At 59.1% G+C, this 18,430-nt stretch carries 16 protein-coding genes; 13 read left to right on the forward strand and 3 right to left on the reverse strand.

Annotated features, from left to right (window positions below; translation table 11 throughout):
- Positions 1-4: 4 nt before the first annotated feature.
- Positions 5-838: a bifunctional allantoicase/(S)-ureidoglycine aminohydrolase gene (locus AC2FLD_RS02835; RefSeq protein ID WP_496667570.1), complete on the reverse strand. Its 834-nt coding sequence runs from the start codon at positions 836-838 to the stop codon at positions 5-7.
- Between the two features lie 174 nt (positions 839-1,012).
- On the opposite strand from AC2FLD_RS02835, the gene AC2FLD_RS02840 reads away from it, so the two are divergent.
- A complete protein-coding gene (locus AC2FLD_RS02840) occupies positions 1,013-1,369 on the forward strand; it encodes a hypothetical protein (RefSeq protein WP_496667569.1) in 357 nt (118 codons plus the stop codon).
- A gap of 15 nt (positions 1,370-1,384) precedes the next feature.
- Here AC2FLD_RS02840 and AC2FLD_RS02845 read toward each other — a convergent pair whose 3' ends face one another.
- Positions 1,385-2,320, reverse strand: coding sequence for a 2-hydroxyacid dehydrogenase (locus tag AC2FLD_RS02845; protein ID WP_496667568.1), 936 nt, complete (start codon positions 2,318-2,320; stop codon positions 1,385-1,387).
- A 131-nt stretch (positions 2,321-2,451) separates the two neighbouring features.
- Here AC2FLD_RS02845 and AC2FLD_RS02850 point away from each other — a divergent pair, with 131 nt between their 5' ends.
- From AC2FLD_RS02850 to AC2FLD_RS02865, 4 genes are read left to right on the forward strand one after another with little or no spacing between them, the layout of a single operon-like run.
- Positions 2,452-3,681 (forward strand): acyl-CoA dehydrogenase family protein, encoded by a 1,230-nt coding sequence (locus AC2FLD_RS02850; protein ID WP_496667676.1) that lies wholly within the window; start codon positions 2,452-2,454, stop codon positions 3,679-3,681.
- 7 nt (positions 3,682-3,688) lie between these two features.
- Positions 3,689-4,495: a thioesterase family protein gene (locus AC2FLD_RS02855; protein ID WP_496667567.1), complete on the forward strand. Its 807-nt coding sequence runs from the start codon at positions 3,689-3,691 to the stop codon at positions 4,493-4,495.
- A 21-nt stretch (positions 4,496-4,516) separates the two neighbouring features.
- A complete protein-coding gene (locus AC2FLD_RS02860) occupies positions 4,517-5,215 on the forward strand; it encodes a DUF1007 family protein (protein WP_496667566.1) in 699 nt (232 codons plus the stop codon).
- Positions 5,200-6,147 carry a nickel/cobalt transporter gene (locus AC2FLD_RS02865; RefSeq protein ID WP_496667565.1) on the forward strand — a complete coding sequence of 316 codons (948 nt, stop codon included), beginning with the start codon at positions 5,200-5,202 and terminating at the stop codon, positions 6,145-6,147. Before AC2FLD_RS02860 ends, AC2FLD_RS02865 begins: the two co-directional genes overlap by 16 nt.
- Here AC2FLD_RS02865 and truA read toward each other — a convergent pair.
- Entirely contained in the window at positions 6,144-6,911 is a 768-nt protein-coding gene (truA, locus tag AC2FLD_RS02870) for a tRNA pseudouridine(38-40) synthase TruA (RefSeq protein ID WP_496667564.1), read from the reverse strand. The two genes, AC2FLD_RS02865 and truA, sit on opposite strands and share 4 nt — an antisense overlap.
- Before the next feature lie 107 nt (positions 6,912-7,018).
- Between truA and AC2FLD_RS02875 the strand changes: the two genes are divergently transcribed.
- From AC2FLD_RS02875 to ileS, 8 genes are all read left to right on the forward strand, one after another.
- Positions 7,019-8,434 (forward strand): YcjX family GTP-binding protein, encoded by a 1,416-nt coding sequence (locus AC2FLD_RS02875; RefSeq protein WP_496667563.1) that lies wholly within the window; start codon positions 7,019-7,021, stop codon positions 8,432-8,434.
- Entirely contained in the window at positions 8,431-8,886 is a 456-nt protein-coding gene (locus AC2FLD_RS02880) for a GNAT family N-acetyltransferase (protein ID WP_496667562.1), read from the forward strand. The genes AC2FLD_RS02875 and AC2FLD_RS02880 overlap by 4 nt, the downstream gene beginning before the upstream one ends.
- Positions 8,879-9,868 (forward strand): YcjF family protein, encoded by a 990-nt coding sequence (locus AC2FLD_RS02885; protein WP_496667561.1) that lies wholly within the window; start codon positions 8,879-8,881, stop codon positions 9,866-9,868. Before AC2FLD_RS02880 ends, AC2FLD_RS02885 begins: the two co-directional genes overlap by 8 nt.
- Before the next feature lie 60 nt (positions 9,869-9,928).
- On the forward strand, positions 9,929-10,639 hold the full coding sequence (locus tag AC2FLD_RS02890) for a VIT1/CCC1 transporter family protein (RefSeq protein ID WP_496667560.1): 711 nt from the start codon (positions 9,929-9,931) through the stop codon (positions 10,637-10,639).
- A 75-nt stretch (positions 10,640-10,714) separates the two neighbouring features.
- Positions 10,715-12,031 carry an SDR family oxidoreductase gene (locus AC2FLD_RS02895; RefSeq protein WP_496667559.1) on the forward strand — a complete coding sequence of 439 codons (1,317 nt, stop codon included), beginning with the start codon at positions 10,715-10,717 and terminating at the stop codon, positions 12,029-12,031.
- Entirely contained in the window at positions 12,031-12,510 is a 480-nt protein-coding gene (locus AC2FLD_RS02900) for a DUF2269 family protein (RefSeq protein WP_496667675.1), read from the forward strand. Before AC2FLD_RS02895 ends, AC2FLD_RS02900 begins: the two co-directional genes overlap by 1 nt.
- Before the next feature lie 79 nt (positions 12,511-12,589).
- The gene (locus AC2FLD_RS02905) at positions 12,590-15,295 is read left to right on the forward strand and encodes a DUF2339 domain-containing protein (RefSeq protein WP_496667558.1); all 2,706 of its coding nucleotides are present in this window, start codon (positions 12,590-12,592) and stop codon (positions 15,293-15,295) included.
- Between the two features lie 163 nt (positions 15,296-15,458).
- On the forward strand, positions 15,459-18,371 hold the full coding sequence (ileS, locus tag AC2FLD_RS02910; protein ID WP_496667557.1) for an isoleucine--tRNA ligase: 2,913 nt from the start codon (positions 15,459-15,461) through the stop codon (positions 18,369-18,371).
- Positions 18,372-18,430 lie beyond the last annotated feature (59 nt).

Consider the following 18,430-nt stretch of genomic DNA (forward strand, 5'->3'; position numbering starts at 1 on the left):
CTGTTTACCGGAGGGGTGGAGACAAGGGCATGTGCCGGTTGACATCCTTGTAAAGCAGATATCGGAACCGCCCCGGACCGCCTGCATAACAGGCCTGTGGGCAGAAGGCGCGCAGCCACATGTAATCGCCTGCTTCAACCTCGACCCAATCCTGATTGAGACGATAGACAGCTTTACCTTCCAGCACATAGAGCCCGTGTTCCATCACATGGGTCTCGGCAAACGGGATGACCCCACCGGGTTCGAAATTGACGATGTTCACATGCATGTCATGGCGCAGGTCCTGAGGGTCGGCAAACCGCGTGGTGGACCAGCGGCCCTCGGTTCCCGGCATTTCAACCGGTGTCACGTCGCGCTCGTTGGTAACAATCAGATCGGGCAAGGGCAGCCCAGGCACCGACTGATAAGCTTTACGTACCCAGTGGAACCGGGCGACTGCGTCACCCGTGTTGTGCAATGCCCAGTCGCTTCCCGGGGGAATATAGGCATAACCACCTGTTTCCAAAACATGTTTTTCTGCGTTCAGGGTCAGGGTAACGGTCCCCTCGACCACGAACAGAACGGCTTGTGCCTGCGCCTCGGTCTCGGGCCGGTCACTGCCGCCGCCAGGCTGCACCTCCATGATGTATTGCGAGAATGTCTCGGCAAATCCGCTGAGCGGGCGCGACAGAACCCAAAGGCGTGTGCCTTCCCAGAAGGGCAGGGAGCTGGTGACGATGTCACGCATCGTGCCTTTGGGGATGACCGCATAAGCATCCGTGAACATGGCGCGGTCGGTCAACAGTTGGTCCTGACCGGGGTGGCCCCCGATTGGGGCGAAATAGGATGGTTTGGTCATCATGAGCCTCGGGGTCGTTTGTCAGGCAATATGGGCACAAAGGCTTGGAGCAGAAAGGTCCACCTGCGCGATAGGTTTGTTCGGGATATTTTGAAGGTCGGCGTCTAGGGCTTGGCCCTGCCGCGCCGGAGGTATATCGTTGGACACAAATGATTTCAGTTCTATGAGGCCGCTATGAAAGCCCAGTTTTTGCCTGCAATCGCCGCTTGTGGTGTTCTTTTCATGGCCGGTTTGGCTGACGCCAAGCCGCTGTCGCGAATCATTGCTGAAATGGGCTTGTCGCCTGCGGATTTCGAAGTGGTCAACGCAACCGCGAACACATTGCTGACCAGTGAGACACCGTCTGTGGGTCAGGAACGGGCCTGGAATAACGACGATACCGGATCGAAAGGCACGATCCGGGTGCAGAATGTGCAGGGTAGCTGCGTCAGCCTTCAGCACGTCATTCAGCCGGAAGGTGGGGATCAGAGCCGCGAGATCAGAACCCGCCGATGCAATGACGGCAATGGCAACTGGATTCTCACGCCCTGAACTTAGGTACGGATCTCAATACCCTTGTTCCCGATCAACTTCATGCAGCAAGGGTGCGCCAGAGCTGAGGCGTCGAAAGTTCTCGGCAACATCAGAGAGCGCATCGCCCAGATGCCAACCCGAGACATGCGGTGTGATCGTTACAGCGGGATGGGCCCACAACGGGCTGTCCTGAGGCAGCGGTTCCTTTGATGTAACGTCCAGCACGGCATGACCCGGAGTGCCGTTATCAAGGGCGGCGATCAGGGCGTCTTCGTCAATCAGATCACCACGCCCGGCGTTCAAAAGTTGGCTGCCGGGTTTCATCATCGCCAGTGTTTTTGCATCGAACAAACCAACGGTCTGTGGTGTCGAAGGCAGAATGGCACACACATGATCGCACTGACCCAAAAGCTGCGGCAGGGTGTCCTGCCCATGCAGACAGGTCACACCTTCAATGGTTTTGGGCGTGCGGCTCCAACCCATGACCTGAAATCCGATGGCCCGCAGCATCAGGGCGGTGCGGGCACCGATATGACCCAGACCCAGAACGCCAACGACTGTGTCAGGTGTAAAGATCGGCTCACGCGGCGACCATTCCGCCCGGGTTTGGGCAGCCTCATGAAATGCCATGTGCCTTTGAGTGCGCAGGATGTAAGCCACAAACCATTCGGCAATACCTTGTGCCGGTGCATCCGGTTTCAAACGCGCAACCCGGATACGGGTCGGAAGATCAGGATGGCTGACAATGGTTTCCACGCCCGCCCCCAACTTCTGAACCAGTTCCAGGTTCGGCAGACGCGCAGGATGGTCGCTTTGCATGTTGACCAGGGCCAGCATCGTTATGTCTTCGGGGTTTCCAAGCGTTTCCGGGGTGCGGATATCGGCATCAGGCGCTGTGGCCCGCAATTTGGCGGCTATTTCACTGTCGCCTATCCAATCGGACAGCCCGGTATCGATCAACAACGCCATGCGCGGCTCCTGCTTAGCTTTTGAAGTGGTGACGTCCCGTCACTGTGGTGGACAGGCTTGGGGCAATTAAGCCATCCTTGCCGCGAAAGTACAGTCCGGTTTCGATGCCTCAGGAGGATGCGTCCGTGAATATGTCATTTACCCTGCGCGAGGAAAACCGCGTTCTTCTGCAACGTGTTGCCGATATGATCCGGGATGAGATCATGCCGCTGGAAGAAGAATACCACGCCGAAATCAACAAGGGTGACCGCTGGCAATATACCAAACGGCAGGCCGAAATTCTTGAGGGGCTTAAGGCTAAGGCCAAAGCGGCGGGGCTGTGGAATTTCTGGCTGACCGACAGTGACAAAGGATTTGGGCTGACCACGGTGGAATATGCCTATTTCGCTGAAGAAATGGGCAAGACCCCCCTTGGGGCCGAAGTGTTCAATTGTTCTGCCCCGGACACCGGCAATATGGAAGTTTTCGAACGCTACGGGTCCGAGATGATGAAAGAGCAATGGCTGAAGCGCCTGCTCGAAGGTGAAATCCGGTCTGCCTATCTAATGACCGAGCCTGATGTGGCCTCGTCTGATGCGACCAACGTGTCGATGTCCTGCGTCCGGGACGGGGATGACTATGTCCTGAACGGTGAGAAATGGTGGTCCTCTGGCGCAGGCGACCCGCGGTGCAAGGTCTATATCGTCATGGTCAAAACAGGCGGCGACGAACAGCCCAAGCACAAGCGGCAATCGATGATCGTGGTGCCTGCCGACGCAGAAGGCATCAAGGTTCTGCGGCCCATGCAGGTTTATGGCCACGATGATGCACCGCACGGTCACATGCATATCCGATTCACCAACGTGCGCGTGCCGGCCGAAAACATCCTGCTGGGCGAAGGGCGCGGATTTGAGATTGCGCAGGGTCGCCTTGGGCCGGGCCGAATCCACCATTGTATGCGCGCGATCGGGCAGGCCGAAATCGCGCTGGAGCAGATGTGCAAACGGTCGCTGCAACGCGAGGCGTTTGGCAAGAAGCTGGCGCAGCTTGGGGCCAATTACGACATTATTGCTGAATGCCGGATGGAGATCGAGATGGCCCGCCTGCTGTGCCTGAAAGCCGCTTGGTACATGGATCAGGGCGATGCGCGGGCCGCCGCGCCGTGGATCAGCCAGATCAAGGTCATCGCACCACGGGTTGCGCTAAAGGTGATTGACGAAGCGGTGCAGATGTTCGGGGCGCAAGGTATCAGTCAGGACACACCGCTTGCGACGGCCTGGACCCATGTGCGGACCCTGCGACTGGCCGATGGGCCGGATGCGGTGCATCGCCGTCAGGTGGCACGGGCCGAGTTGAAGAAATACACGCAAGAAAAGATCTGAGGGGCCAATGGCAGCAGCGCTCGATTTCGCCGGCAAAGCCTATTTTCATCAACAGGAAGACGGGGCATTTGTCGGCAATGATCCCGCGCGCGGTCCGTGGTCTGCCGAGCACTGCCATGCGGGGCCAGTGAGTGGACTGATCGTGCGGGCGGCGGAAACCGAGGTTGGTCCGGAAAAGATGCTGACACGTTTGACTGTCGACCTGTTGCGCCCTCTGCCGCTGGCCGGTCTGCGGGTTGCGGCAGAAACCACGCGCCACACCAAGACGCTGGCCACCACACGTGTTACGGTCCACGACCTAAACGACACGCTTTGTGCGACGGCCTCGACAATGCATCTGGTGCGTCGTGATCTAGGGCCGGTTGCAAATGCCGAAACCATCGCGCCCCGGATCGAGGATGCGGCCGACGGCCCGTTTCCAATTGGAGAGATTCGTCACGACTTGCCCGGTTTTGCCCATTACAGCGACATTCGGTATCCGAAAGGCGGTAAGCATGGGGCCGGGCCCAAAACGGTGTGGATGCGGACCCCGCAGCTTTTGCAGGGTGAGGTTCAATCGCCAATTCAAGCCCTGTGCCCGTTGGCCGATTGCGGCAATGGCATCTCGTGGAACGCGCCGACCTCGGAAATGGGTTTCATGAACACCGACCTGACCGTGAATATACACCGCGAGCCGGTTTCGGACTGGTTGGCCTCTGACTCGATCTCGCATTGGCAGCCGTCCGGCATCGGGATGTCACAATCGGTGCTCTACGATACGGAAGGCCCCGTAGGAACCGCGTTGCAGACGCTGGTGCTGTTTCCACCGGGCTGACACTCGGCCGGTTTTTGCGGTGTGACGGCAAAAGCCGTTGCCGCCGTGGACCGCGGGACCTATCTTGCGGTCATGCGCTGGTTATTCACAGTCATCTCCTGCTGCCTGCCGATCCCGGCCATGGCCCACCCGCATGTGTTTATCGACACTGGGCTGGAGTTCATCGTGGATGAAAATGGTCAACTGACCCATGTCCGCGTGACATGGGCCTATGATGAGCTGTTTTCGCTGCTGCAACTAGAGGATATGCGGTTGGATCAGGACGGTGACGGTGTGCTGACCCAAATCGAGGAAGAGTTTCTGACCGGGTTCGACGCGCAATGGATCGAAGGATATAATGGCGATCTGGTTGTGACTGCCGCAGGAGTGCCGGTTGCCCTGTCTGCCCCCCTTTCCCCAAGTGCCACAACCGAGGATGGCCGCATCGTCACCACGCATTTGCGCGCGGTCGAAGGTGGTTCAGTCCCCGCCAGCGCCTTGTCGGCAAAGGCGTTTGATGAGACCTATTACACGGCCTACGAAGTGACGCGCCCAGTTATCGTGACAGGCCCTGCTGCCTGCCAGATAGAGCGTTTTGACCCGGATATCGATGGCCAATTGGCTCAGATGCAGGCATTCCTGCTGACGTTGGACGCAGATTACGATCTTGAGGAAAACGACATTCCCATGGTCGGTGAAAACTTTGCCACCGAGATTCGCATTTCATGTCCCGTTACCTGATTGTTCCGGTCGCTCTTGCGTGTGGTCTGCTGCTCTGGTTCTGGGGAAGCGGCGGGTTTGACTCGCTTGCGGCTTGGGCAGCAGGCGAGCAACGGGAATTCCAGAACCAGATCGCTCGCGCGTTGCGTGCCGCACGCGCAGAGCAGCCCGAAGCAGTAGCCACACTGTTGACGGTGTGTTTCGCCTATGGCTTCTTTCACGCCATCGGCCCCGGCCACGGCAAGGTGTTGATCGGCGGGTATGGGCTGGGTCGACGCGTGGCATTTTGGAGGCTGTCGGCGATCAGCGTATTGTCCAGCTTGGGACAGGCTGTGACGGCCGTCGTTTTGGTCTATGCCGGGGTGCTGGTGTTTCAGATGTCCCGTCAAAGCCTTGTTGGCGCGACCGAGCAAGTCATGGCCCCCATAAGCTATGGCGCGATTGCGTTGATCGGGCTTTGGTTGGTCTTCCGGGCCTTGCGCAGTTTTGCGCGGCGTCAAAAAAGTCAGCCTGCGCATGATCATCACCATCCTCACAGTCACCATCATGATCACCATGATCACGCACATCACCATGATGACGGTGTCTGCTCGGATTGTGGCCATCGGCATGGACCAACAGCGGAAGAGGTCGCAAATGTGGGCACTCTGCGCGAAGCCGTGATCCTGATCGCAGGCATTGCAGCGCGGCCCTGTACAGGTGCTTTGTTTGTGTTGATCCTGACCTGGCAGATGGGCATTGCGATGGTGGGTATCGCCGGAGCATTTGCAATGGCGCTGGGCACGGCCACCGTAACAACGCTGGTCGGCTGGACATCCTTCGGTCTGCGCGGAGGGCTGTTGGCCTCTGCCTCGGCCACGCGCTTTGCCTCGGTTCTTGCCCCGACCATCGAACTGGTCGCTGGTCTTGTCATCGCGGTGATTGCCGGTGGTTTGCTGATGCGGGCGATTTAGTCGAACACCGGTTCCGGGTAGCCAACCCGCGCCAGATACAGCCCTTGTGGCGGGCACACCGGGCCACAGGCCGCACGGTCGGCAACTTTCAGCGCGCTACGGACGTCTTCAGGTGTCCAAGCTCCGGCACCGACACGCTCCAGAGTGCCGACGAAGCTGCGTACCTGATTGTGCAGGAAGGATCGGGCGCGCACGTGGAAATGAACCTCGGGGCCCGAAAAGCCTTGTACCTGCTCGACCCGCAGCTCATCTAAGGTTTTGACCGGGCTGGCCGCCTGACAGATCGAGGATCGGAACGTGGTGAAATCATGCCGCCCCAGCAGCATGTTTGCCCCGTCCTGCATGGCGTCGACATCCAATTGGTGATTGATCTGCCAGACCTGCCCCCGGTCATGGGTGGCCGGTGCACGGCGCATCAGAATGCGGAACAGGTATTGCCGTTCGACCGCTGAAAACCGGGCGTGCCAATCCTCATCAACCCGAGCGGCCTTCACAATCGCCACCGGCTGCGGTTTGAGGTGATAGTTCAGCGCCTCGGACAGGCGGAACGGATCCCAGTCCTTGGCCATGTCGCAATGGGCAACCTGACCCAATGCGTGAACCCCGGCGTCGGTGCGCCCTGCGGCGGCAATTGTATGCGCACCTGGTTGGATGCGAGACAGGGCCTGTTCAATGGCTCCCTGTACCGACGGCTGATCCCTTTGCCGCTGCCATCCGGCAAACGGCTCACCTTGGTATTCAACTTTCAACGCGTATCTGGGCATGTGCCGCTGGTACCGCGCGATGCGGAAACGGGCAAGGGGGCGAAAGCGCTGGTATGTGCTGCACCCTCTACCTATCTTGGGTGAAACGAAAATTGCGGGGCGGCAGATTGGTCATCTCATCACTGGCAGACAGTCTTGTGCGCGGTGTCGAAACCATCGGCGACAGCGTGTCCGAAACGTTTTTCGAGCCGGTCATCCGTCTGGGTGTCACCGGGCTGGCACGGTCGGGAAAGACGGTTTTCATCACCTCGCTGGTAGCAAACCTGCTGGACCGGGGGCGCATGACTGGGCTGGCCGCGCAGCAGGAAGGCCGGATCAATGCCGCCTATCTGCAACCGCAGCCGGACGATACTGTGCCGCGATTCGACTATGAAACGCATTTGTCCGCCCTGACGGGTCCTGCGCCCCATTGGCCGGACAGCACCCGGGCCGTGTCTGAATTGCGTTTGTCCTTCAAAGCGCGACCCGCCGGGCTGCTTGCCGGGTTGCAGGGGCCGCGTACGATACATCTGGATATCGTAGACTATCCAGGTGAGTGGCTGCTGGATTTGGCTTTACTGGACAAATCCTTCGAAGACTGGTCGCAAGAAACCCTGACACGCATGGAGACACGTGCTGAAGCAGCTGAGTATCTGGCGCAGGTAAATGCAACTGACCCGTCCGGTGCGCATGACGAGCCAACGGCGCAGGCGCTGGCGTCGTCGTTTACCACCTATCTCAATCAGGCACGTGACGTCGGTTTTTATGACTGCACGCCGGGGCGTTTCCTGTTGCCGGGTGACCTGGCGGGCTCGCCGGTTCTGACTTTTGCACCTTTGGCACTGTCCGGACCGTCGCGCCGCAAAACTCTTCACCGCGAGATGGAACGGCGGTTTGAGGCCTATAAATCCCAGGTGGTGAAACCCTTTTTTCGCGACCACTTTTCGCGCATCGACCGGCAAGTGGTTCTGGTTGATGCGCTGGGCGCAATCCACAAAGGTCCGCAGGCGGTCGAGGATATGCGCCGCGCGATGGCCGATATCCTGTCGGCCTTTCGTCCGGGCCGGAACGCGTGGCTCAGCCAGCTGTTATTAGGCAAACGGGTCGAACGCATCCTGTTTGCGGCGACGAAAACCGACCATCTGCACCACACGCAACACCCCCGCATGACTGCAATCATCGAAGCCCTGACGCGCGAGGCACGAGACCGGGCAAATTTTGCAGGAGCCCAGACGGCGGCCCTGTCCTTGGCCTCGCTGCGCGCGACGACGGAAGAACTGCGCAGTCACAATGGGGTAGAGTTGCCATGTGTAAGGGGCACTTTGTTAGAGAGCGGGAAGCAGGCCGCTTTTTATCCGGGCGAATTGCCCGAGGATCCAGCGCATCTTTTGGGCCCGGCGCGAAACGGGGCGGACAGCTGGTTGGATGAGGACTATGGATTCATGGCATTTGCCCCGGCGCATCTGACCCTGAAACCCGGCGATGGCCCCCCGCATATCCGTCTGGATCGCGCGGTCCAATTCCTGATCGGAGACAGGCTGTGACTGTGGCCCTGCGCTCTGCACGGACAACAGATGCCGGTACCATCGGGACAATCCTGCATGGTTTTACCTTGGAAAACGACTGGATGCCCGCGCTGCACAGCTGCGCCGAGACCATCGCCTTTTGTGGTCGGATGATTGACCAGAATTGGGTCACCGTGGCCGAAACCGAATATGGTGTGGTCGGGTTTCTTGCGCTCAACGGCACGGAAATCCATTCGCTCTATCTGGATGCGCAGGCGAGGGGGCAAGGGATCGGGCAGCAACTGCTGGATCACGCGAAATCGCGCCAATCCCAGCTTAGCTTGTATGCATTTCAAGCAAACACACGCGCCTGCAAGTTTTATGAACGCAATGGCTTTGCCGAAGTGGGGCGCAGGGATGGCGCGGAAAACGACGAAAACCTGCCGGACATAAGATTTGTCTGGCACAGCAAAGGTATGACTCATGGCTAAAGGTCCGGTTCTGATCGATCTTGAAACGGATGAACCCGCCGCCGATGTCGCGCAGGCCCCGCCGGTACCGGATATCGCGCAACCTCAGGGGCAAGCGATGCAGAGCGCGGTGCGGCTTGCGTCCCGCAAACCGTCGGCGCTTGCGCGTTGGTTCTGGGGCTTGGCCTTGGCTGTTATTGGCGCGGCCGTTTCTGTCGCCGCGTGGGATTTCGCGACCTCGCTGGTGACGCGGACGACCGTTCTGGGGTGGATCGTCACCGGCTTGCTGGCCGCACTGGTTCTGGTGACGCTGATCATAGCCCTGCGCGAACTGGCGGCTTTGGGGCGCTTGTCGAGGGTCGATGGAATGCGCCGCGCGGCGGATACGGCCTTGGCAGACGGCGATCTGGCCCAGGCACGCGTTGTCACCAATCGTCTGATCACCTTTTACAAAGGGCGGGAAGAGACCCGCTGGGGTCGCGACCGACTGGCAGAGCGTATGGGCGATCAATTTGATGCCTCGGCGTTGCTGAGCCTTGCCGAACATGAACTGTTGGCCCCGCTCGACGAAGCCGCCAGTCGCGAGGTTGAGGCTGCAGCCCGGCAGGTCGCCACCGTGACCGCATTAGTACCGTTGGCTTTGGCAGATGTTGTGACAGCGCTGGCCGCATCGCTTAGGATGATCCGCCGCGTTGCGGAAATCTATGGCGGTCGCGCCGGCACGCTGGGCAGTTGGCGTCTGACCCGTGCCGTTTTTGTACATCTGGTCGCCACAGGGGCGGTGGCCGTTGGCGACGATCTGCTTGAACCCGTTTTGGGCGGATCCGTCCTCAGCAAGTTGTCACGGCGTTTTGGAGAGGGTCTGGTCAACGGCGCCCTCAGCGCCCGCGTGGGCGTGGCCGCGATGGAGGTTTGCCGCCCGCTGCCGTTCTCGGACAGGCACAAACCGTCAACGCGGGGCATCATCAAACGTGCCCTGCAGGGTCTGTTTTCCAAGGGTTGATCCAAAGCAAAGCGTCATTACCCACCCTTCGGCACACTGAGTATGTCGGAGGAGCCAGCCATGACGGATCACGGTCACAGCCCACAGGAAATCGTCGAACGGATCAACGCACCGCCCGGCCGAGGTGTATTGCGCGATGTTGTATATGGCGGCATCGACGGGTCCGTCACCACTTTTGCCATCGTGGCTGGCGTTGCTGGGGCGGGTCTTTCCCCGTTTGTCATCGTGGCGTTGGGACTGGCGAATGTTCTGGCTGACGGATTTTCCATGGCCGCCGGAAATTATTCAGGTACCAAGGCCGAACTGGACAACATTCGACGTATTCGGGCGATTGAGGAAAGCCACATAGCGCTGTATCCGGATGGCGAGCGGGAAGAAGTGCGAGAGATTCTTGCGCAAAAAGGGCTTTCGGGAACCGTTTTGAACGAAGCTACGGCAGAGATTACATCGAGCCGTGAAAACTGGATCAACCTGATGATCGAGGGCGAATATGGATTGGGCAGCGTTGATCCACATCCGATGAAGGCTGCGCTGGCCACGTTTTTTGCATTTCTCGTGGCCGGGATGATCCCCCTGCTTCCGTTTTTGGCATCGGTCCCGAGTGCATTTGCGATGTCTGCATGGATGACCATGGGGGTATTTTTTGCGATAGGCGCGCTCAAAAGCCGATGGTCGCTGGCCCCGTGGTGGCGATCCGGGATCGAAACGTTGTTTATCGGCGGGCTGGCCGCGTTGATCGCTTATCTGGTTGGGTCACTGTTTCATCCTTAATTGTCGCAGTCTGCGGATCACAACTGGCCATTGCCACCCAGTCAGATAGATAGGTTTAAAACAGGTGAAAGGCCGATGGCAGGTCACGATATTTCTGAAAAAAACGTTTTAGTTTTGGGTTCTTATGGCTTTATTGGTGCTGAAGTCACGCGGGCTTTGCAGGCCGAAGGTGCCCGTGTTCAAGGCATGGTGCGCAATCTTGCGTTAGGGGCAAAGGTATTGCCGTGCGTGCCGCTGACAAAGGGCGATCTTCGCACGCTCGTTCACAAGAAAGATTGGCAGGACTTGCTTGTCGGCGTGGATGTCGTGGTGAATTGCGCGGGCGCGTTGCAGGATAACGCAAGCGACGATCTTGAATCAGTTCACCACACTGCAATTTCAGCCTTGGCAAAGGCCTGCGCAGAAAGCGGTATCGGCGTTGTCCAGGTTTCCGCCATCGGAGCAGAACCGGACGCAAGCACCCATTTCCTGCGCAGCAAGGCGGCCGGAGATGTCGCTTTGTGTGCGTCTGGCGTTCCGCTTTGGGTGCTGAAGCCGGGGCTAGTCATCGGGCAGACGGATTATGGCGGGACGGCGTTGTTGCGTATGTTGGCTGCTGTTCCATGGGTGCAGCCACTGGCTTATCCTGATGCACCGGTTCAGAGCATCGGGATGCCTGATCTGTGCAACGTTGTGATCTCTGCTGTTTGCGGGCGCTTGCCTCAAGGCCGTTATGATCTGGTCGAGGATACACCCCACAGATTGTCAGACGTGGTTCAAAATACGCGGCAGTGGCTTGGGTTTCCTGCTGCGCGGATCGATTTTACCGTGCCGCCCGTCATGACGTATGCCGTTGCGAGGCTGGCAGATGGGCTGGCCTGGCTAGGGTGGCGGTCCCCGCTGCGCAGCACTGCGATGACCGTCATGGCAGATGGCGTGACCGGGGACTCCGCCCCTTATCGGGCAGCAACAGGGCGCGGGTTTGCTTCTTTGCCCGATATTTACGCCGCGATTCCCTGCGCGCGTGAACACCGGTTGAGCGCGAGGATGGCCTTATTGATGCCACTGGTGGTGGCGACGCTCAGCCTGTTCTGGCTGTTTTCGGGATTGTTTGGATTGACGGGCTTGTCCACTGCCTCGGAAGTTCTGACCGGAGCAGGGTGGTCAGCATCTATGGCCATGACAAGCGTTGTGTTCTGGTCTTTGGTCGACATTGCGCTGGGCTTGGCCGTCCTGTGGCGTCCGTGGGCTGCCCGGGCCTGTTTGGCGCAGTTTGGTGTGGCGTTGTTCTATCTGATGGCCGCCTCAATCACTGCACCCGACTTGTGGTCTGACCCGCTGGGTCCCTTGGTAAAAATCCTGCCTGCGATGATCTTGTCGCTTGTTGCACTGCCCATGCTGGCCAGTCGATGATGGAACCCGACCTGATCCTGCGCTGGTTGCATGTCATTGGTGCCTGTGTCCTGCTGGGCACGGGGGCAGGGATCGCCTTTTTCATGCTGATGGCGCATCGCAGCAACGACCCGAAGATCGTCGCGCATACGGCAGGTATTGTTGCGCTGGCTGACCTTCTGTTCACGACAACGGCGGTGATCCTGCAACCCATAACCGGCGCTCTGTTGGCCTGGCGCATTGGGTGGTTGTTGAGCGAAGGGTGGATTATACTGTCTCTGGTGCTTTACGTGCTGACCGGCCTGTTCTGGTTGCCGGTGGTGTGGGTGCAACTCAGGATGCGGGATTATGCCCGAACCGCCATGGAACAGGGGACACCGTTACCGCCAGACTACCACCGTCTGTTTCGATTTTGGTTCGCCTGCGGGGTGCCTGCCTTTCTCGCAGTGCTGACCATCCTATGGTTGATGGTCGCGCGCCCGGCCATTTCAGTGATTTAAGCCGGGTGGAAGCTTTCCTGACTATTATTGGTGACCGCCTAAAGATAGCCTTGCCACAAGACAAAGATCGGAGACCGTGTTGGAATCGCTACTTGTTCTTGTTGGGCTGATTGTTCTGGCAATCCCGGTGACCCTGGTTGTTCTGTTGGTTGGGCAGACCCGGTTGCACCGTCGCGTGGCAGATCTGGAAGCGCAGGTTTCAGCCCTGTCATCAGGTGATGCGGTGGTCTCTGAGGGCCCGGTTGAAAAGGCATCCGATCTTCAGTCTGCGGCAGAGAAGGAAGCCCGCAGGCCCGCCCCTTGGGCTGCGCCCAAACGGCAGGAAGATGATACCTTGGCGGAAACGGCGGATGTGTCTTCACCTGCCTACGTATTCAATCATGACCGTTTTGCAGCACTAGGCGCTTGGTTGCGCGAAAACTGGTTTTATGTGGTCTCAGCCTTGTCGCTGGCCTTGGCCGGAATCTTTCTTGTGCAATACGGCGTTGAAAACGGATTACTGCCGCCGACGGCCAGAGTTTTCGCGGCGCTTGGGTTCGGGTCGCTTCTGATCGTGGCGGGTGAAATCTTGCGTCGAAAATTCGGCGATGACGAGGACGCGACAACTGCCTATTTGCCCTCTGTCTTTTCCGGGGCCGGGCTTGTCACCCTCTTCGGAGCCATTCTGGCCGCGCGCCAACTGTACGATCTGATCGGTGCTGAGGCGGCGTTGGTTGGGATGGTTGCCGTCGCTTTGGTTGGACTTGTTCTGGGGTGGTTCCATGGCCCGCTATTGGCGGCGGTTGGTCTGATCGGAGCATTAGCTGCCCCCTTCATGGTCGGCGGTTCGTCCGAGGACCCCTCGTGGCTTTATGCCTATTTCCTTCTGGTTGCCGTCTTGGGGCTGGGCATCGATACGGTGCGGCGCTGGGCGTGGGTGTCGGTTCTGACTGTTTTCGGGACCTATTCAGCGAATTTGTTGTTGGTAATGGGCGCTCCCGACACGGAACCGGGTTACCTGATCGCCGCCTTGATACTGGCGCTGTTGGTGACCGCCATTCCTACGCGGCGCATCTGGCCGGATCATTCGGGCCCTATGATCTCTCAGATGATCCGTCATCCAAAAGCGCGCCCATGGCCGGATTTTCCAACCAGACTGGCCGCCGGAGCCATCGCAGTAAGTTCGGCGATTTTGGCCTGGCATTGGGCGGATTCGGCAGCCGAGTTCTGGCTGGGCGTTACCTTGCTGACTGCACTTGTGCTGGCCCTGCTGCTTTGGGCCAGGGATGCACCCGCGCTTCAGGACTTGACCGTCCTGCCCGCGGTTGGGCTTGTGTTCTACGTCCTGGTGCATGGGCTTGATCACGGCGCAGTTTTTCGCAGTTTTGCCGCCACCTATGCGGAAACGGCTGAGGCTGATTATCCGATGATCATCACGGTGCTGGTCGCGTTAGGGGCATTGATCTCGATCCTGATGGCGTGGCGGTCTGCGAAAGCAAGCAAGTTTCGCGCGATCTGGGCCGGAGGGGCCGCTCTGTATGCCCCAATAATGGCCATCGGGTTGGAGGTCGGCTGGCACCCGGCCTCTGTGATCGGAGCATACCCCTGGGCTTTGCACGCAGTCGCGCTGGCTGTCTTGATGGTGGTTCTTGCGGAACGTTTTGCACGTGTCGACAGAGAGGACCGGATGCGTGCTGCGCTGGCCACTTTGTCTGCGTTGTCCTGTCTGGTCTTTGCCTGCGTTATCGTGCTCAGCGCGGCGGCGCTGACGGTGGCGTTGGTTGCCAGCGTTGTTGTGGCGGCAGCTTTGGACCGCAGGTTCACTTTACCCCCGATGAGCTGGTTCATCTGGGCCGGTGTCTTCACCGTTACCGTTCGACTGGTGCTTGATCCGGGACTGGATTGGGCAAATTCGGCCCAGGTGCCCGAGATGACACTTGTTTACGGCTCGGCCACACTGGGATTTGTGGCGGGCTGGTGGGTGTTGCGCCCCTTGCAACGCCCGGTGGCGTCATTGCTGTTGGAAAGCGCAGCTTGGGCGACGGGCGGCATTCTGCTGTCCCTGTTGCTGCTGCGCTGGCTTGAAGGGTTTGGAGAAGGCGGCGCCGACAACAGCCATTGGGGTCTGGGTCTGCTGGCGGTCATCTGGCTGCTGCTGGCCTTTGCTCAAATTCAGAGATTCGGGTTGGGTGGCAAGCTGAACTATGCGCGTTACGTGTTGGCGGCGTTTTTTGTGGCGCATGGCATGTTCCATCTGACGCTTGCAGTGTCAGAGCAAAACCCGCTGTTGAATCCAAACGCCGATCCGGTGCTCGGCCTGCCGGTTCTCAACACGCTGGCTATTGCGTATCTGCTGCCTGCGCTGATCATCGCTGGATCCGTCTGGCGGATCAAGGACATGCCCAAGCAGATCTCGACAACAAGCTATGTTGTGGCGGGGGGCCTTGCGGCCATGTGGTTAGGTCTGACAATCCGCCATGTCTGGCAGGGCGCTGGGGGCATGTTTGAAGGCAACGGAGTCACGCAGCCCGAGCTTTACACCTATACATTGGTTTTGCTGCTGATCGGAGCTGCGCTCTTCTATCAATCCCTGGCCCGTGGATCGGATCTGATGCGGAAGGCAGGGCTTGTCGTGATCGGGCTGGCCGTGGCCAAGGTCTTTCTGATCGACATTGCCGGTCTTGGCGGGTTGATCCGGGTGTTCTCGTTGCTGGCGCTGGGCCTTGCTCTGGCCGGTCTGGCGTGGTTGAACCGCTGGGCCAAACTGCGCCATTCGCCGCACGGGGCAGAACCTCTGGACCATTAGGCACGGGCGTCTTATAAGCCCCGCATGCATGACCGTCTGGCCATCATTATTCGAATTATATCCCCGGCGCTCTGATATCGCGAGACGCCGGGCAAAGGTGCTTGAGAATTCGCACTGACCGCTTCGATCCACACACGACAAGATCATCCTGAGGACGCCCCCAATGTGCGCCGACACGACCCAAACACCTGATTACAAAGACACGCTGAACCTGCCCAAAACGGAATTCCCCATGCGCGCCGGTCTGCCCAAGCGCGAACCCGCATGGCTGGAACGCTGGGAAGAGATCGGCGTCTATGACCGCCTGCGTGAGAAAGAGGGCCGCACGCCCTTTACCCTGCACGACGGCCCGCCCTATGCGAACGGCCACCTGCATATCGGCCACGCGCTGAACAAAACCATCAAGGACATGATTGTGCGGTCTCATCAGATGATGGGCTTTGACGCGCGCTATGTACCTGGCTGGGACTGCCACGGTCTGCCCATCGAGTGGAAGATCGAGGAACAGTACCGCAAGAAGGGCAAGAACAAGGACGAGGTGAACATCGTCGATTTCCGCCAGGAATGCCGCAAGTTCGCCGAGGGCTGGATCGACATCCAGCGCGAAGAGTTCAAGCGTCTGGGCATCACCGGCAACTGGCCTGATCCCTACATCACCATGGACTATCACGCCGAGGCTGTGATCGCTGACGAATTCATGAAGTTCCTGATGAACGGTACGCTTTATCAGGGCTCAAAACCCGTGATGTGGTCGCCTATTGAAAAGACCGCGCTGGCTGAGGCCGAGGTCGAGTATCATGACAAGGAAAGTTTCACCATCTGGGTGAAGTTCAGGGTCGTGAACGCGGGTGATCTGGATGACGCTTTTGTAGTTATTTGGACGACCACCCCTTGGACCATGCCGTCAAACAAGGCGGTCGTGTACGGTAAGGATATCTCTTACGGCCTCTACGAAGTCACCGGAGCACCAGAAGAATGCTGGGCTAGCGTAGGAGACAAGTTCCTGCTGGCCGACAATCTGGCCGCCGATGTGTTGGGCCGCGCGCGTCTGAACGACGACCAGTGGAACCGTGTTCGTGACGTGACTGCCGATGAGCTGGAAGGCGTCCAATTGACCCACCCGTTGGCCGGGGCCGAAGGCGGCAACGGCGAATGGGACGACATCCGCGATTTCCGCGTCGCCGACTTCGTGACCGACACAGAAGGCACCGGCTTCGTTCACTGCGCGCCGTCGCACGGTATGGAAGAATTCGAGCTGTACCGCGATCTCGGCATGCTCGAGCAAGTCATCACCTACAACGTGATGGACGATGGCTCGTTCCGCGCCGATCTGCCGTTCTTTGGCGGCAAGTACATCCTGTCCCGCAAGGGCGGCGAAGGTGATGCGAACAAAGCCGTCATCGACAAGCTGGTCGAAGTCGGCGGACTGCTGGCACGTGGCAAGATCAAACACAGCTATCCGCATTCGTGGCGCTCAAAGGCTCCGATCATTTATCGCAATACACCGCAGTGGTTTGCATCCGTTGACCGCAAGCTGGACGACGGCATGGGCGAAATGGGTGACACCATCCGCGAACGCGCGCTGCGGTCCATCGACGAGCTGGTGAAGTGGACTCCGCAGACCGGCCGCAACCGCCTGTATTCGATGATCGAGGCGCGACCGGATTGGGTTCTGTCCCGCCAGCGCGCCTGGGGCGTGCCGCTGACCTGCTTTACCAAGAAGGGCGCTTTGCCCACCGACGCGGATTACCTTCTGCGTAATGAAGAGCTCAACGCCCGCATCAAGACGGCGTTCGAGCAGGATGGCGCAGACATCTGGTACACCGACGGCTTCAAGGAGAAGATCCTTGACGGTATCGCAGATCCGGTTGACTACGATCAGGTGTTCGACGTGTTGGACGTTTGGTTTGACTCTGGGTCGACCCATGCCTTTGTTCTGCGCGACCGAGTGGACGGCACCGAGGACGGTAATGCCGATGTCTACATGGAAGGCACCGACCAGCACCGCGGTTGGTTCCATTCGTCCATGCTGCAGGCTTGCGGCACTAAAGGTCGTTCCCCTTACCGTAACGTTGTTACCCACGGCTTCACGCTGGATGCCAAAGGTAACAAGATGTCCAAATCGTTGGGCAATACCATCGTGCCGGAAGAGGTCATCAAGCAATATGGCGCTGACATTCTGCGCCTGTGGGTGGCGCAGACCGACTATACCGCTGACCAACGGATCGGACCTGAGATCCTGAAGGGCACCGCCGACAGCTATCGCCGTCTGCGCAATACCATGCGGTTCATGCTGGGATCATTGGCCGATTTCACCGAGGCGGACCGGGTTGCACCCGAGGATATGCCGCGTTTGGAACGCTGGGTGCTCAGCCGTCTGGCCGAACTGGATGAGCAAGTGCGCAAAGGCTATGCGTCCTTCGACTTCCAGGGCGTGTTCAGTGCCGTATTTACGTTTGCCACGGTCGACCTGTCGTCTTTCTATTTCGACGTTCGCAAAGATGCACTGTATTGCGATGGCGACAGTCTGCGCCGACGTGCGTCGCGCACCGTTCTGGACATCCTGTTCCACCGCCTGACTACCTGGCTGGCCCCGGTATTGGTGTTCACGATGGAAGAGGTCTGGCTGGAACGCTTCCCGGGAGATGACAGCTCGGTCCATCTGGTGGATTTCCCGGAAACACCCGCCGACTGGTGCGACGCTGAACTGGAAACCAACATGGCCAAGGTGCGCCGCGTGCGCCGTGCGGTAACTGCCGCGCTTGAGATCCAGCGTCAGGATAAGGTCATCGGCTCCAGCCTCGAAGCGGCACCGATTGTGCATGTCGAAGATGGTGATACCCGTGATCTGCTGGCCACGTTCGACGTGGACGACATGTGCATCACCTCAGGTCTGACCGTGACCGGCGATCCGGCCCCGGCCGAGGCGTTCCACGTACCGGAAATCGAAGGCGTTGCGGTGGTCTTTGAAAAAGCCGAAGGCGAGAAATGTCAGCGCTGCTGGAAAATCCTGCCCGACGTTGGCCGCCACACCCATCCGGGTGTGTGTAGCCGCTGCAACGAAGCACTCGGCTAACTTTTACCCCCAGCCCATCGGCTGGGGGTTTTTCTTTCCTGACTTGCAACAGCTTTGGC

This window comes from Ruegeria sp. CDSA021 (assembly GCF_059612325.1).

What these genes read in the sequence shown, in the direction of transcription:
- AC2FLD_RS02835 (WP_496667570.1), bottom strand. Translation starts at nt 838, where the DNA reads ATGACCAAACCATCCTATTTCGCCCCAATCGGGGGCCACCCCGGTCAG.
- AC2FLD_RS02840 (WP_496667569.1), top strand. Translation starts at nt 1,013, where the DNA reads ATGAAAGCCCAGTTTTTGCCTGCAATCGCCGCTTGTGGTGTTCTTTTC.
- AC2FLD_RS02845 (WP_496667568.1), bottom strand. Translation starts at nt 2,320, where the DNA reads ATGGCGTTGTTGATCGATACCGGGCTGTCCGATTGGATAGGCGACAGT.
- AC2FLD_RS02850 (WP_496667676.1), top strand. Translation starts at nt 2,452, where the DNA reads ATGTCATTTACCCTGCGCGAGGAAAACCGCGTTCTTCTGCAACGTGTT.
- AC2FLD_RS02855 (WP_496667567.1), top strand. Translation starts at nt 3,689, where the DNA reads ATGGCAGCAGCGCTCGATTTCGCCGGCAAAGCCTATTTTCATCAACAG.
- AC2FLD_RS02865 (WP_496667565.1), top strand. Translation starts at nt 5,200, where the DNA reads ATGTCCCGTTACCTGATTGTTCCGGTCGCTCTTGCGTGTGGTCTGCTG.
- truA (WP_496667564.1), bottom strand. Translation starts at nt 6,911, where the DNA reads ATGCCCAGATACGCGTTGAAAGTTGAATACCAAGGTGAGCCGTTTGCC.
- AC2FLD_RS02885 (WP_496667561.1), top strand. Translation starts at nt 8,879, where the DNA reads ATGGCTAAAGGTCCGGTTCTGATCGATCTTGAAACGGATGAACCCGCC.
- AC2FLD_RS02890 (WP_496667560.1), top strand. Translation starts at nt 9,929, where the DNA reads ATGACGGATCACGGTCACAGCCCACAGGAAATCGTCGAACGGATCAAC.
- AC2FLD_RS02895 (WP_496667559.1), top strand. Translation starts at nt 10,715, where the DNA reads ATGGCAGGTCACGATATTTCTGAAAAAAACGTTTTAGTTTTGGGTTCT.
- AC2FLD_RS02900 (WP_496667675.1), top strand. Translation starts at nt 12,031, where the DNA reads ATGGAACCCGACCTGATCCTGCGCTGGTTGCATGTCATTGGTGCCTGT.
- ileS (WP_496667557.1), top strand. Translation starts at nt 15,459, where the DNA reads ATGTGCGCCGACACGACCCAAACACCTGATTACAAAGACACGCTGAAC.